The organism is Ruegeria sp. F11 (assembly GCF_056533855.1).
This window is the reverse complement of record NZ_JBQFOW010000001.1, coordinates 93,637-105,299: the sequence shown is the minus strand read 5'-3', so window position 1 is coordinate 105,299 and position 11,663 is coordinate 93,637. Positions and strand designations below refer to the sequence as shown.

Here is an 11,663-nt window from a genome sequence, read left to right as displayed (position 1 = left end):
TTGCGGTTTCGTGCTCTGGAAAACCTTCCGCAGCCTGCTTGGTGAAAAGCGCCGACGATAGAAGGGACAAGCTGAACTGGCTCGCTCCATTGTGCAGATCACACGCAAAAAAGAACAAGGAAATTTGGCTTGTAAAAAAAGCTATATTGGTGCCGCCCACAAAGAGCTCAAAGTGCGGTCGATAAGCCTGCATTGAGAGCCTAGTTTGTTTACTTTGGCAAATTGACGACGCGGCAGGCACGCAAGCGGTAGGCACCTTACTATTAGCTGTACCGACACCCCCTTTTGTCCTTTGAGCGCTAATTCCTACACTGTGCTTTGCGTTTAAAGAGGGTGCGCTAGGGACATCCCCACCAACACCCCCTTGCCTAACCTGTTGATCTCGTTCACACTTACCCTCAATCCGTCATCCAAGAACGACATCTGAGGTTCCGGGCGTCCAAGACCCAATTCGAACGACAATTTCCGAACGGGAGGACGATATGAAAACAGTAACCCTCGGGCTGGCGCTGACGCTGCTGGCCTCGGCAGCCGCAGCGCAGCAGACGCTGAGCCTTGCCTCACCCATTCCGGACGGCGCGGAGAAGCGGTTTTGCTATTACGAAGGTCTGGCCTATTCCGAGGACGCCTTTGTCTTGCTGACGGGCGACAACACCGTCACCAGTACGGTCAGCACGGTGCAGGAACGCCTGTTGCGCTGTCATCGCGAAAGTGACGATACGCTCAAATGGAAACCGCAAAGCACGTTTTCGACCAACAACTGACGTCGGGCCGGTTTAGCCCAGCTTTTCGTCCAGCCAACCGGAGATCTGCCCGGCGGGGCCTTCCCAGCCGGGCTCCATGAACAGGAAATGCGCGTGGTTTTTGACCGACAGAAAGGTCGCGCGGTCCCCGTAGAGCTTCGCCAGCGCGCGGCAGGTGTTGGGGTTCACGGCCCGGTCCTCGGTGCCTGAGACGATCAGCACCGGGCAGTCTACCTTGTCGATATCCACCTTCATCGCGTGGTGATCGTCGAACATCCAAAAGAACATCTCAAACATCGCCCGCCCGCTTTCCGGGCCGAGTTGGTCGAACACTTCGTGCTGCTGCGCCTCGGGCATTTTGTTCAACGCAAAGGGGGCCATCAGATCGAAATCGACGCGCATGGACTGTTTCCAGAAGGCCCCGCCCTCCATCAACGCACGCGGCACGGCGCGTTCGTCGTCGGTTTCGGGCAAGGTGCCCCAGGGCGCATTCGGGTTGATCAGGACGATGGCGCTGGCCAACCCGCGAGACGCCACCTGCTGGGCGACGACGCCCGCGATGGCATGGCCCAGCAGCACCGGTTTGCTGTCCAGCCCCTGCACGAAATCGGCGATGTCATCGGCGTAGTCCTTGACGCTGGTGTCGGTCAGGCCCGGATCGGGCTCGGCCCTTAGATCTCCGCCATGATAGCGCAGCGCGGGGGTGTGCACCGTCCAGCCGCGGTCGCGAAAGAACCCGGCATAGTCCCGCATGCACCACGGCCCTGCAAAGGCCCCGTGGATCAGAACGATTTCTTTGGTCATGGGTCATTCTCCCTCTGCGCAGGCCCAGTATCTCTATCCTGCAGCGGGTTACAACTGAACGTGATCACTGTTGCGTCACGGATCGGACTTCTTACACTTGAGGCCATGAGTTTTGTGACGGACAATCAACTGCCTCTGCTGATTCTGTTCTTTCTGATCGGATCGGTGGGCACCGGTTTTCTGTTCCGCAAACCTGCGGGACACCGGGCGTGGAAGGTGGCCGATCTGGTCTGGGTCGTGCTGGGCGGTATCGGCGCGCTGGTGGCGGTTCTGGCGGGGCTGTATTCGGCGGACAGTTCGCGGCTGGACCGGCAGATTGACGTGGCCTACGCCGCCACACTGGCCTTTGACCGCGACGCGGCGCGATTCCGGTTGCGGTTCTGCGACCCGGCCTATGACCCCGATACCGCCGTCTTGTGTGAAAAGGTCGAGTTCCTGTCGGCCTCAACCGCAAGCAACGCCGATCTGCCCCTGTTCATTGCGGTCACGAATGAGGTCGCGCCACTGCAGGGTCTGCACTTCCTGTTCGGGCGTCAGGCGAAAGATGACATGGAGGAAATCCGGGGCATGGCCGCCAAGGCCGACGCGTTCGACATCGATCAGTTTCTGGTCTTTACCTCGCTGGACGAGCCAACACAGGCCGCCATCGACAACATGCGCCGCAAGGTACCTGCGATTGCGGGCGACTATCTGATCCTGGCGCAGGCATATGACGATCTGATCGACCAGGTCAGCAAGCTGAAGGATGAATGGGAATACCTGCAGGCCAACGCCCATATTCTGGTGCTGCAGATCATCGCCCTGTGTCTGGTCAGCTTCGCCGCGCCGTTCCGATTGGGCAAATCGCTGGTCGAGCTGCGCGGCGCACGGCTTAACGCCGGTAAGCCTGCGCCAGCGCCTTTGGGTCGGCCCCAAGAAAGTAGCGCAGCAGAGTCCACAGATTCCGCGCCCCGCGCCGAAACCAGCCCGCCCTCTCGTACCGTTCCGAACTCGTAACCGCGTGGGATGGCAACAGGGTGATGCGGGGCAGTTTGCGGGCCAGCCCGACATCCTCCATCAACGGCTGGTCGGGGTATCCGCCTGTGGCCAGATAGGTGTGGCGGGGCAACAGCAGGCCCTGATCCCCGTAGGGCAATCCGAAGATGCGGCTGCGCAGGTTGGCCCACCCGGCCACCCAAGCCGGGGCGAAGCCCTTGGCGTGGAAGGCCAGCCGAAAGGCAGCAGGTTTGCCGGTTTGCAGGTGGTCCGCGACCACTTTCGTCCACCCCTCCTGCAACACCGTGTCGGCGTGCACAATCAGCAGCCAATCGCCTTTGGCCTGCGCGCATCCCCGGCGCAGTTGGCCGCCTCGGGATGCTGGGCCTGTGACGAATTCGGCCCCTGCTTCCTCGGCCATCTCGGGGGTATGGTCCGCTGATCCGCCATCGCTGATCACAAGCTCGCGGATCAGACCTGCGTGCAACCCCTCCATCAGCGCCTGCAGGCAATCGGGCAAGGCGGATTGCGCGTTCAGGGTCGGGATCACGATGCTGATGGGCGCGGGCACGTCGGATAACCTCTGGTCTTGGCGGCGAGACTTCCTATATCACGGTGCCCAAGCAATTGACGAGGACCAAGCCATGCCCACCCGCCGCATTCTGCGCCTGACCGGCTCGGACGCCGAGAGCTTTTTGCAGGACCTGATCACCAATGACATTCGCGGGCTGGACAACGGGCTGGTCTATGCTGCGTTGCTGACGCCGCAGGGCAAGTATCTGGCCGATTTCTTTCTGAAACGGGACGCAGAGGCGATCCTGCTGGACGTGGCCGAGGATCTGGCGGATGGGCTGTTCAAGCGCCTCAGCATGTACAAGCTGCGCGCGGAAGTCGCGATCGAGGCGACCGACCTGAACCTGCAGCAGGGAACCGGTCCTGCGCCCGACGGGGCCCTGCCCGATCCGCGCCATGTCGATCTGGGCTGGCGTGCGTATGCCCCCGAGCCCGAAGGAGATGATGGCACCGATTGGGAGGCAATCCGCGTGCGCCACTGCATCCCCGAAAGCGGGATCGAACTGACCCCCGACAGCTACATTCTGGAATCCGGGTTCGAGGTTCTGAATGGCGTTGATTTCAAGAAAGGCTGCTATGTCGGTCAGGAAGTCACCGCCCGCATGAAGCACAAGACCGAGTTGCGCAAAGGCCTGCGCCGGGTGAATATCGACGGCAGCGCCCCGGTGGGAACGGCAATCCTGTCCGGCGGGAAACCTGCGGGCACGTTGTTCACGCAGTCCGGGGATCAGGCGATTGCCTATCTGCGCCTCGACCGCGCCGGGGACGAGATGCAGGCCGACGACGCCAGGATCACGCTGTCAGGTTAGGCGCCGTTTGTTGCGCGCGCGGCACACCGGATATTCAGCGACTATTTGAACCGTGCCAGCGGTCCTGTCACAGTGCAGGCAAACGATCAACACGGGTGCCTGCATGTTTCAGTTATACGCCGCCATCTGGCGCGCCAGCGCCGGGCGTCAGATCATCCTGATCCTACTGTCGCTGGCCGTGGCGGGGTTGGCTGCCGCGCCGCTGGAGTTTCAGCGCAATATCATCAACCAGCTGACATCAGACGATATTGACACAAACCGCCTGTTTTTGCTGGGCGCGGGAATGTTGGCCGTGGTTCTGCTGAGCCTCGCGCTCAAGTGGCTGTTGGGCTACCGCGCGGGCACGTTGGGTGAGGATCTGATCCGGATGATACGCCTGCGGCTGCTGGCCCGTTCGGCCGATATGGGTCAAACCGGTGAAACCGTCCGCAAGGGCACCATGACCACTGCAATCTCGGCCGAGGCAGAGGAATTGGGCAAGTTCGCGGGCGGAGCCTTTTCTGACCCGGTGGTTCAGATCGGCACCCTGATCACCGTCATCGGCTTCATCACCTCAACACAACCGGGGCTGGGCCTGATCGCCCTGTCGATGATCGCGCCGCAGATCGTCATCGTTCTGGTCTCGCAGCGCAAGGTGAACGTCTTTGTCGCCGAGCGGGTCCATATCTTGCGCAGCGCCACTGACACGCTGACGACCGAGGACATCGAAAACACCGTCGCGGATGTCGAGGCTAAATTCGATGACATCTTTGAGACACGGCGTCGGATGTTTGTCTGGAAGCTGTCCACCAAATTCCTGCTCAGCGCGATTAACGGGGCCGGAATGGTTGGCGTTCTGATGCTGGGCGGCTGGTTGGTTCTGCAGGGGCGTACCGATGTGGGCACCGTGGTGGCGGCCACCAGCGGGCTTGCGCGGATACAAGGGCCAACAGCCTTTCTGATCGCCTTTTACCGGCAAGTCAGCGCCAACCGGATCAAGTTCGACCTGATGCGCGGCCTGTTTGGCCCCGATCCCGCGCGATATCGCAAATACACCAGACATAAAAAATGACCGCGCAGCCCTGCTGACACGGTCATTCTCCTGAAATCGCCAAACGTTACGCGCGTTCGGAATACTCCATGGTCTCGGTGTTCACCACGATCATCTCATCCTGACCGATGAACGGCGGCACCATCACCTTGACGCCGTTGTCCAAAACCGCGGGCTTGAACGAGTTCGCAGCGGTCTGACCTTTGACCACCGGCTCGGTCTCGACGATCTTGCAGGTGACTTTCTGCGGCAGCGTCGCGTTCAGCGCCTCGGATTCGTAGAACTCGACCACAATAGTCATGCCGTCCTGCAGAAACGGGCGGCGTTCACCCAGCAGATCGGCGGGCAGTTCGATCTGCTCATAGGTCTCGGTATCCATGAACACCAGCATGCCGTCAGATTCGTAGAGGAACTGCTGATCTTTCTGTTCCAGACGCACACGTTCGACCTTATCCGCCGACCGGAAACGTTCGTTCAGCTTGGACCCGTTGCGCAGGTTGCGCAGCTCGACTTGCGCAAAAGCACCGCCTTTACCGGGCTTTACGTGATCGACTTTGACAGCGGCCCACAGCCCGTCATTATGCTCAAGCACATTGCCGGGGCGAATTTCGTTCCCATTTATCTTGGGCATGACATAAATCCTTCACAAACGGTTGATGCGTCAGTTGCCGTCCCTATATCTGGCGGGACCACACCTGACAAGACAACGAGACCTAGTGCTGCACTTGCAGCAAGCCATGCAAATGACGCAACGTAGATATGCATTTTAGGTGTATCCGAATCGCACCTAATAGGTCATAAGGACCGTCACGCCGAAAATGCAAGAGCAAGAACAACAAGGAAGACGAGATGAGAGATTTCGTTGACGGCACTGCCTTTAACAACGAGCAAGGCAATCGTGCACGCAAACTTTTCGCGGCCGTTGTGCTGGCTGCTCTGGATGACGCCATCGCCGATGACAAGAAGTACGGCAATGGCCCCGAACAAATCGCCCGCTGGGCCCGCTCGCGCGATGGGCGCGAGGTGCTGTCCTGCGCCGGTATCGACCCGAACGAACGGGTTGTTAGCGGACTGATGGAGTTCGTTGGCCGTGGCGTGCGCACCTCGGTCGCGCTGTCGCGCGAAGAAAGCGAGCGTCGTAACGCTGCTCAGCAGGCAGAAGCCGCCTGATCCACGGCGTATTCTGATGAAAAAGCGCGCTCCCATAACCGGAGCGCGTTTTTCTTTTACCCTAACCTCAGAAGAATAGCAGCCACTGCCGGGCCACCCAGATTTCGGCAGCCAGCATGAGCGTAAAGAGCAGCTTGGCCCAGACGGGTGCCCCCCGCCGCCACAAAACAACGTAGGCCGCCAAACAGGCCGCAGCCGAAACCGGCGCGACCCACAGGGCATGATGGGAGCTGTCCCAATAGCTGACCGGGCTGTGAAAGACCCATGAACTGAGCGGCCAGAACTGCGGCCTGCCATCCCCTGCGTGCAGGAAGAAATCCAATGCAAGGTGCAGCAAACCTGCGCTTGCCGCGACCGTCAGAAACCTCCACCCGCGCCAGAGGCCGAGCGCAAGGGCCAGCCCCCAAAGGATGAACGAGTTGTCGATGGCAAAGACCGTTTGCCATGCGGTTGAGAAATAAAGCTGGTCGAAAACCACCTGCGGTGGGATGCCCAGAACGTAAAGCGACGTCCCGGCCATCAGATACAATGACAGATCGGGCAAAAGCGAACCCAGCAGCGCGGCCCACAGGGTTGCCCCCCTTGCAGGGCGCGCGAAAACGGCGGCACCGATCAAAAGATGAGCGGGCGTGTTCATCCGGGGCTTTCCCTTTTCGGCCAAATCAGGTCATCTGCGCCTCAACGTATAGGAGACGGCCATGGTTCGCGCCATCATGATTCAGGGCACCGGCAGCAATGTCGGGAAATCGGTTCTGGTGGCCGGGCTGGCGCGGGCCTATACGCGGCGGGGGCTCAGGGTGGCTCCGTTCAAGCCCCAGAACATGTCCAACAATGCCGCCGTGACCGAAAACGGGGGTGAGATCGGGCGCGCGCAGGCGCTGCAGGCGCGCGCGGCCAAGCGTCCGACGCATACGGATATGAACCCTATCCTGCTGAAGCCTGAAACCGATACCGGCGCGCAGATCATCGTGCAGGGCCAGCGCGCGGGTACGATGAAGGCGGGCGACTACCGAAAGGACAAATCCAAACTGCTGGGCGCGGCGCTGGAAAGCTTTGATCGCTTGTGCAGCGATGCCGATCTTGTGCTGATCGAAGGCGCGGGCAGCCCGGCCGAGACTAACCTGCGCAAGGGCGACATCGCCAATATGGGCTTTGCCTGTGCCGCTGAAATTCCCGTGGTTCTGGTCGGTGACATTCATCGCGGCGGCGTGATCGCGCAGATCGTGGGCACGCAGGCCGTGCTGGACGCAGATGACCTGTCACTGATCCGGGGCTTTGCGGTCAACCGCTTCAAAGGCGACGTATCCCTGTTCGATGACGGGCGCGATGATATCGCTACCCGCACTGGCTGGCCTTGCCTAGGGGTCGTGCCGTGGTTCCATGACGCCTGGAAGCTGCCCGCCGAAGATATGATGGATATCCGATCCCATACGGGCGGTGCCTGCAAGGTAGTTGTCCCTCAGCTTGAACGTATGGCCAATTTCGACGATCTGGACCCACTGTCTGCGGAACCCGGCCTTAGCGTTGAAATCATCCCCGCAGGCCGCCCCCTGCCCGGCGATGCGGACCTTGTGTTGCTGCCCGGCAGCAAGTCCACCATTGGCGATCTGGCCTATTTCCGGGCGCAGGGGTGGGAGATTGACCTCTATGCCCATTTGCGCCGGGGCGGGCATGTTCTGGGCCTGTGCGGCGGCTATCAGATGCTGGGCAAAACCATCTCGGACCCGCACGGGGTCGACGGTCGCCCCGGCAAAGTCGAAGGCTTGGGCCTGCTGGACGTGGACACGGTCATGGCGGGCAAAAAGCAGGTCACGCTGACCGAGGCCCGCGCCATACCCGGCGGAGAACCTGTCAGCGGCTATGAAATCCACATGGGACGAACCGAGGGCCCCGACTGCACCCGTGCGTGGCTTGAGGTCGAGGGCCGCCCCGAAGGTGCGGCCAGCCCGAACGGTCGCATTCTGGGCAGCTACCTGCACGGTATCTTTTCGTCAGACGCCTTCCGCGCCAGCTATCTGTCAAAGCTGGGGGTCACGTCGGACAACGCCTATGAGGACGGGGTCGAACAAACGCTGGACGCTCTGGCCGACCATCTGGAACAGCACATGGATCTGGATCAGTTGCTGAAACTGGCGCAGACGCCCCGGCGCTAGGCCTTACTCCAAGTCCTGCGCGGCCAGAGCGCGATGAATTTCGCGCCGCACCATTTTGCGGACGTTTCGGGTGATGCGCTCGCCCAGCGCGCCCTGCAATTCCTGCCGGACGACATCCGCGATCAATTCGCGCAGGGCATCTTCATCAATGGGTAAGGCCTGAGCTTCAGCCTCTTCCGCCGGGTCGATTGCCGACTCAGGCGTTTCCCGCTCGACCTGTTCCGGTTCGGGCGCTGAGACTGTTGAACTTCGGACGAAGGTCGCCGCGGCCTCAGGTTCTTTTACAAAGACGAATGACTCTGGCTCATCCTGTGTTTCCGGCTTCTCAGCGGCAAAGCCTTTTTCCGCGTTCCACGGCAAGGACTGAACAGGCGTACCGGAATAGGCGTCATCGCTGTCGCCATCGGGTTCCCACTGATCCTCGGTTCGGGCGATCGCAGCCTCGAGCGCTTCGATCTTGGCGCTCAGGCTGACTGTCGGATTGTCTTGCGAGGCCGCCGGTTCGCTTTCCGTCACAGGGTTCTCAGCAACCGCTGGAGCCTTGTCATCCCGATTGGCCGGAGTGCCCGCACGAACAATATCGCAGGTCCGCAACAGCATCGGCTTCGCCGATTTCTCGGCGCTGTATTCCGGTTCAAGCTTCAGCGGTGCCGCATCCCCTTTCGGAGATTTGCCAATGCGCAGGGCATCCGTCAAAACCAGCCGCCCGGGCTTGCGCGCGGTAGCTTTCGGGTCCGATCCCGGCTCTTTCCGGGCTTCTTCGCTGACAAGACGTTTCACCGAAGACAGGACATCTTCGATACCGGCTTTTACGACATTATCCGTCATTGTTCTCTACCGCTCTATCCTCGGGATTGAGTGTAGCCAAACAATGCAGACCTCACAACAGGTAGTATCGCCCCTTAGTCCCGCCGCAATGCTTTGAGGACCCGATCCAGATCCTTGCTCTGCTTGCTGACGCGTGCCGGCGCTTTCTTGACCAAATTGTAATACAGTGTCGGATCATAGATTTGCACCGCAAGGCCCAGACGTTCCGCAGTCAGCAGCCCCTGCGCCTGCAGCAACTGATAGGCTGCCAGCGACCGTTCCGTGCGCGAGGCGACTTCGGCCAATTGCGCATCCAGCAAATCCTGCTGGGCGTTCAGAACGTCAAGCGTGGTCCGGGCACCCAAGGTGGCCTCCTCGCGAATCCCGTCAAACGCGACCTGCGATGCCCGCACCCGTTCGGTCGAGGCTGTCAGGCTGGCGGTTGCAGAGTCAAAGCGGGCGAAGGCATCGGCGACACCTTGCGTGATGTCCTTTTGCACGTTCAACAGGTTGGCGCGGGATGCATCACGGGTCGCCATGGCCCGGCGCACCTCGGCTGCCAGACGGCCACCGGCGTAAATCGACTGATTGAGCGTCAGCGCAACGCCTGCCGTGTTCTGGTAATCGTCATCGTCAAAGTTTTCCCGCACACCGGCATTCGCCCCAAAGCTAACGTTCGGGCCAAGATTGGCGCGTTGCTGCTGTACGATCAGGTCCAAGGCCCGCACCTGGTGCTGGGCCGACAGGATGGCCGGATGGTTGCGCTGCGCCAGGCTAACCGCCTCGGACTGCGAGCGGGGCAGATTGGGCAGGCCCGGCTGACCGGCCGTCCGGCCCGGGGACTTGCCGACCGCGTTCACATATTCGGCCTGCGCGGTGCTGAGATCACCGCGCGCATCCGCCAGATCCGCACGCGAACTGGCCAATTGCGCCTCGGAGAGGGCAACGTCTGTTCGCGTCACCTCACCCACTTCGAACCGATCGTTCGAGGCGCGCAGTTCCTCGCTGGATACGTCCACGTTGTTCAGGCGAATCTGAACCGTTTCTTCCTGTAGAAGCACGCTCAGATACGCGGTCGCCGCGCGGAACAGAATCTGTTGTTCGATGTCGATCAGCGTTTGCCGGGTCGACAGAACAGTCTCCTGCGCAGATTGCTTGCCCAACACCGACGCGCCGCCGTCATAGATCAGCTGGGTCAGAGTCAGCCCGGTGAAGAACCGGGCCGGGTTGGTCGTCGTTACCGTCGTTCCGGTGCGTGTTCTTGTGTATTCCTGGCTGATATCAACCGTCCAGTTGATGATCGGGCGAAGGGCCGAAAGAGCAATCGCCACATCTTCATCCGCTGCACGCAACAGGGCCCGGTTCTGTTCCAGCAGGCCGCTGGTGTTATACGCGCCGATGAACGCATCTGTAATATTGTCCGCCCATGCTGCACGTCCGGGAACCACGCTGATGGCAATGCCAGCGGTCAAAGCCAACGCCCTGACCAGCTTACCTGTCGCCGTACCACGCATATCCAAATCCTCTCAAATCGAAATAACGCTGCCTCTCCGGCAGTTTGCGTCTTTGTTTTCAACTAATCAAGGCGGCAAAAATATCTGTCAAACAACTATAGCGAAAATGCACACTTTGCGGAAAAACTTTCTAAAACCGGTGCGCTGGCGTTAAAGGCATCTCGCCAACTAACCCGTTCGCCGGACTTGCGGCCGATCCGGACGGTTCCCAGATTGCCTTCGATAAACAGGCAAACAATGCGGCCATGATCCTTGAGCTGGCCCAGCAGATCGTCCGGTACTTCCTCGACGCCCCCCTGGATCATGATCACGTCATACGGCCCATGTTCAGCCGCACCCTGCGCCAGAGGTCCCACATGGACAATCGCATTGTCGGCATTCACGTCACTGAGCAGGCTTTGCGCCTCGGACGCAAGGGTTTCGTCTTCCTCGACACCCACAACCAACTCGGCCATACGCGCCGCAACAGCAGTGGAATAGCCAAGCGCCAAACCAATATCCAACACCGCTTCGTCACCAGAGATATTCAGCAGATCCAGCATCTTAGCCAGCGTCCGCGGCTCAAGCATGCAGCGCCCGTTTCCCAGGTCGATCAAGCCATCGGCATAAGACGCCTCACGCTGTGACGCGGGCACAAAGCTCTCGCGCGGCACATTCAGCATAGCGTCGATGATCGGAAATTTTGTGACGTCCGAGGGCCGAACCTGCGTGTCAACCATCGTGCGGCGCCGGGTGGCGAAATCTGTCATGTGATCTCTCGTCTTGAGCCCTTGATTATCTGGCTTGTGCCACATCCCTTGAGCACCGGCAACGGCCCAGATGCCGCAACCGAGGTTTTGTGACGGGTTTGCTACCGGGGCGAGGGCGTTCAATTTGCGAGGCGAGCGCCGATTTTACATTCTTCCCACTGGACGCCCCCAGCGAAAGCTGCTAAAACGCCCTCCACACCACGGCAAGTATTTGATTTTACTTGAAAAGGCGAGTTGGCGGAGTGGTGACGCAGCGGATTGCAAATCCGTGTACACCGGTTCGATTCCGGTACTCGCCTCCATCTCTCTGAAACACCTTGGTTTTGCGGTCTGGTT

General features: G+C 60.3%; 12 protein-coding genes, 1 tRNA gene and 1 pseudogene. 7 read left to right on the top strand and 7 right to left on the bottom strand.

What is annotated here, in order from left to right:
- The first annotated feature begins 482 nt into the window (after positions 1–482).
- On the top strand, positions 483–764 hold the full coding sequence (locus tag ACR0NJ_RS00525) for a hypothetical protein (protein WP_480815181.1): 282 nt from the start codon (positions 483–485) through the stop codon (positions 762–764).
- 12 nt (positions 765–776) lie between these two features.
- On the opposite strand, the gene ACR0NJ_RS00520 is transcribed toward ACR0NJ_RS00525, so the two are convergent.
- Positions 777–1,547 carry an alpha/beta hydrolase gene (locus ACR0NJ_RS00520; protein ID WP_480815180.1) on the bottom strand — a complete coding sequence of 257 codons (771 nt, stop codon included), beginning with the start codon at positions 1,545–1,547 and terminating at the stop codon, positions 777–779.
- A gap of 105 nt (positions 1,548–1,652) precedes the next feature.
- Here ACR0NJ_RS00520 and ACR0NJ_RS00515 point away from each other — a divergent pair.
- Positions 1,653–2,408, top strand: a pseudogene (locus ACR0NJ_RS00515) (hypothetical protein); the annotation flags it as partial.
- 10 nt (positions 2,409–2,418) lie between these two features.
- Here the strand turns inward: ACR0NJ_RS00515 and ACR0NJ_RS00510 are convergent.
- Entirely contained in the window at positions 2,419–3,093 is a 675-nt protein-coding gene (locus tag ACR0NJ_RS00510) for a TIGR04283 family arsenosugar biosynthesis glycosyltransferase (protein WP_480815179.1), read from the bottom strand.
- A 73-nt stretch (positions 3,094–3,166) separates the two neighbouring features.
- Here ACR0NJ_RS00510 and ygfZ point away from each other — a divergent pair, with 73 nt between their 5' ends.
- A complete protein-coding gene (gene ygfZ, locus ACR0NJ_RS00505) occupies positions 3,167–3,904 on the top strand; it encodes a CAF17-like 4Fe-4S cluster assembly/insertion protein YgfZ (protein WP_480815178.1) in 738 nt (245 codons plus the stop codon).
- Between the two features lie 103 nt (positions 3,905–4,007).
- Complete coding sequence (locus tag ACR0NJ_RS00500; protein WP_480815177.1) at positions 4,008–4,955, top strand: ABC transporter transmembrane domain-containing protein; 948 nt, start codon at positions 4,008–4,010, stop codon at positions 4,953–4,955.
- Positions 4,956–5,001: 46 nt separating this feature from the next.
- Here the strand turns inward: ACR0NJ_RS00500 and efp are convergent, their stop codons facing one another.
- Positions 5,002–5,565: an elongation factor P gene (gene efp / locus ACR0NJ_RS00495; RefSeq protein WP_480815176.1), complete on the bottom strand. Its 564-nt coding sequence runs from the start codon at positions 5,563–5,565 to the stop codon at positions 5,002–5,004.
- 218 nt (positions 5,566–5,783) lie between these two features.
- Here efp and ACR0NJ_RS00490 point away from each other — a divergent pair, with 218 nt between their 5' ends.
- Positions 5,784–6,104 (top strand): DUF6280 family protein, encoded by a 321-nt coding sequence (locus ACR0NJ_RS00490; RefSeq protein ID WP_037310273.1) that lies wholly within the window; start codon positions 5,784–5,786, stop codon positions 6,102–6,104.
- Positions 6,105–6,171: 67 nt separating this feature from the next.
- Here the strand turns inward: ACR0NJ_RS00490 and ACR0NJ_RS00485 are convergent, their stop codons facing one another.
- Complete coding sequence (locus ACR0NJ_RS00485) at positions 6,172–6,741, bottom strand: cobalamin biosynthesis protein CobQ (protein WP_480815175.1); 570 nt, start codon at positions 6,739–6,741, stop codon at positions 6,172–6,174.
- 61 nt (positions 6,742–6,802) lie between these two features.
- Between ACR0NJ_RS00485 and ACR0NJ_RS00480 the strand changes: the two genes are divergently transcribed.
- Positions 6,803–8,257: a cobyric acid synthase gene (locus ACR0NJ_RS00480; RefSeq protein ID WP_480815174.1), complete on the top strand. Its 1,455-nt coding sequence runs from the start codon at positions 6,803–6,805 to the stop codon at positions 8,255–8,257.
- 3 nt (positions 8,258–8,260) lie between these two features.
- Here the strand turns inward: ACR0NJ_RS00480 and ACR0NJ_RS00475 are convergent, their stop codons facing one another.
- The 3 genes from ACR0NJ_RS00475 to ACR0NJ_RS00465 form a co-directional block, all read right to left on the bottom strand.
- Entirely contained in the window at positions 8,261–9,085 is an 825-nt protein-coding gene (locus ACR0NJ_RS00475; protein ID WP_480815173.1) for a hypothetical protein, read from the bottom strand.
- Between the two features lie 74 nt (positions 9,086–9,159).
- On the bottom strand, positions 9,160–10,578 hold the full coding sequence (locus tag ACR0NJ_RS00470) for a TolC family outer membrane protein (RefSeq protein WP_480815172.1): 1,419 nt from the start codon (positions 10,576–10,578) through the stop codon (positions 9,160–9,162).
- 95 nt (positions 10,579–10,673) lie between these two features.
- Positions 10,674–11,327 carry a protein-L-isoaspartate O-methyltransferase family protein gene (locus tag ACR0NJ_RS00465; RefSeq protein ID WP_480815171.1) on the bottom strand — a complete coding sequence of 218 codons (654 nt, stop codon included), beginning with the start codon at positions 11,325–11,327 and terminating at the stop codon, positions 10,674–10,676.
- 228 nt (positions 11,328–11,555) lie between these two features.
- On the opposite strand from ACR0NJ_RS00465, the gene ACR0NJ_RS00460 reads away from it, so the two are divergent.
- A tRNA-Cys gene (locus ACR0NJ_RS00460) sits at positions 11,556–11,629 on the top strand.
- The last annotated feature ends 34 nt before the right edge of the window (positions 11,630–11,663 follow it).

Excerpts from the sequence above, each read along its gene's own strand:
- ACR0NJ_RS00525 (WP_480815181.1), top strand. The coding sequence starts at position 483 with ATGAAAACAGTAACCCTCGGGCTGGCGCTGACGCTGCTGGCCTCGGCA.
- ACR0NJ_RS00520 (WP_480815180.1), bottom strand. The coding sequence starts at position 1,547 with ATGACCAAAGAAATCGTTCTGATCCACGGGGCCTTTGCAGGGCCGTGG.
- ygfZ (WP_480815178.1), top strand. The coding sequence starts at position 3,167 with ATGCCCACCCGCCGCATTCTGCGCCTGACCGGCTCGGACGCCGAGAGC.
- ACR0NJ_RS00500 (WP_480815177.1), top strand. The coding sequence starts at position 4,008 with ATGTTTCAGTTATACGCCGCCATCTGGCGCGCCAGCGCCGGGCGTCAG.
- efp (WP_480815176.1), bottom strand. The coding sequence starts at position 5,565 with ATGCCCAAGATAAATGGGAACGAAATTCGCCCCGGCAATGTGCTTGAG.
- ACR0NJ_RS00490 (WP_037310273.1), top strand. The coding sequence starts at position 5,784 with ATGAGAGATTTCGTTGACGGCACTGCCTTTAACAACGAGCAAGGCAAT.
- ACR0NJ_RS00485 (WP_480815175.1), bottom strand. The coding sequence starts at position 6,741 with ATGAACACGCCCGCTCATCTTTTGATCGGTGCCGCCGTTTTCGCGCGC.
- ACR0NJ_RS00480 (WP_480815174.1), top strand. The coding sequence starts at position 6,803 with ATGGTTCGCGCCATCATGATTCAGGGCACCGGCAGCAATGTCGGGAAA.
- ACR0NJ_RS00475 (WP_480815173.1), bottom strand. The coding sequence starts at position 9,085 with ATGACGGATAATGTCGTAAAAGCCGGTATCGAAGATGTCCTGTCTTCG.
- ACR0NJ_RS00470 (WP_480815172.1), bottom strand. The coding sequence starts at position 10,578 with ATGCGTGGTACGGCGACAGGTAAGCTGGTCAGGGCGTTGGCTTTGACC.
- ACR0NJ_RS00465 (WP_480815171.1), bottom strand. The coding sequence starts at position 11,327 with ATGACAGATTTCGCCACCCGGCGCCGCACGATGGTTGACACGCAGGTT.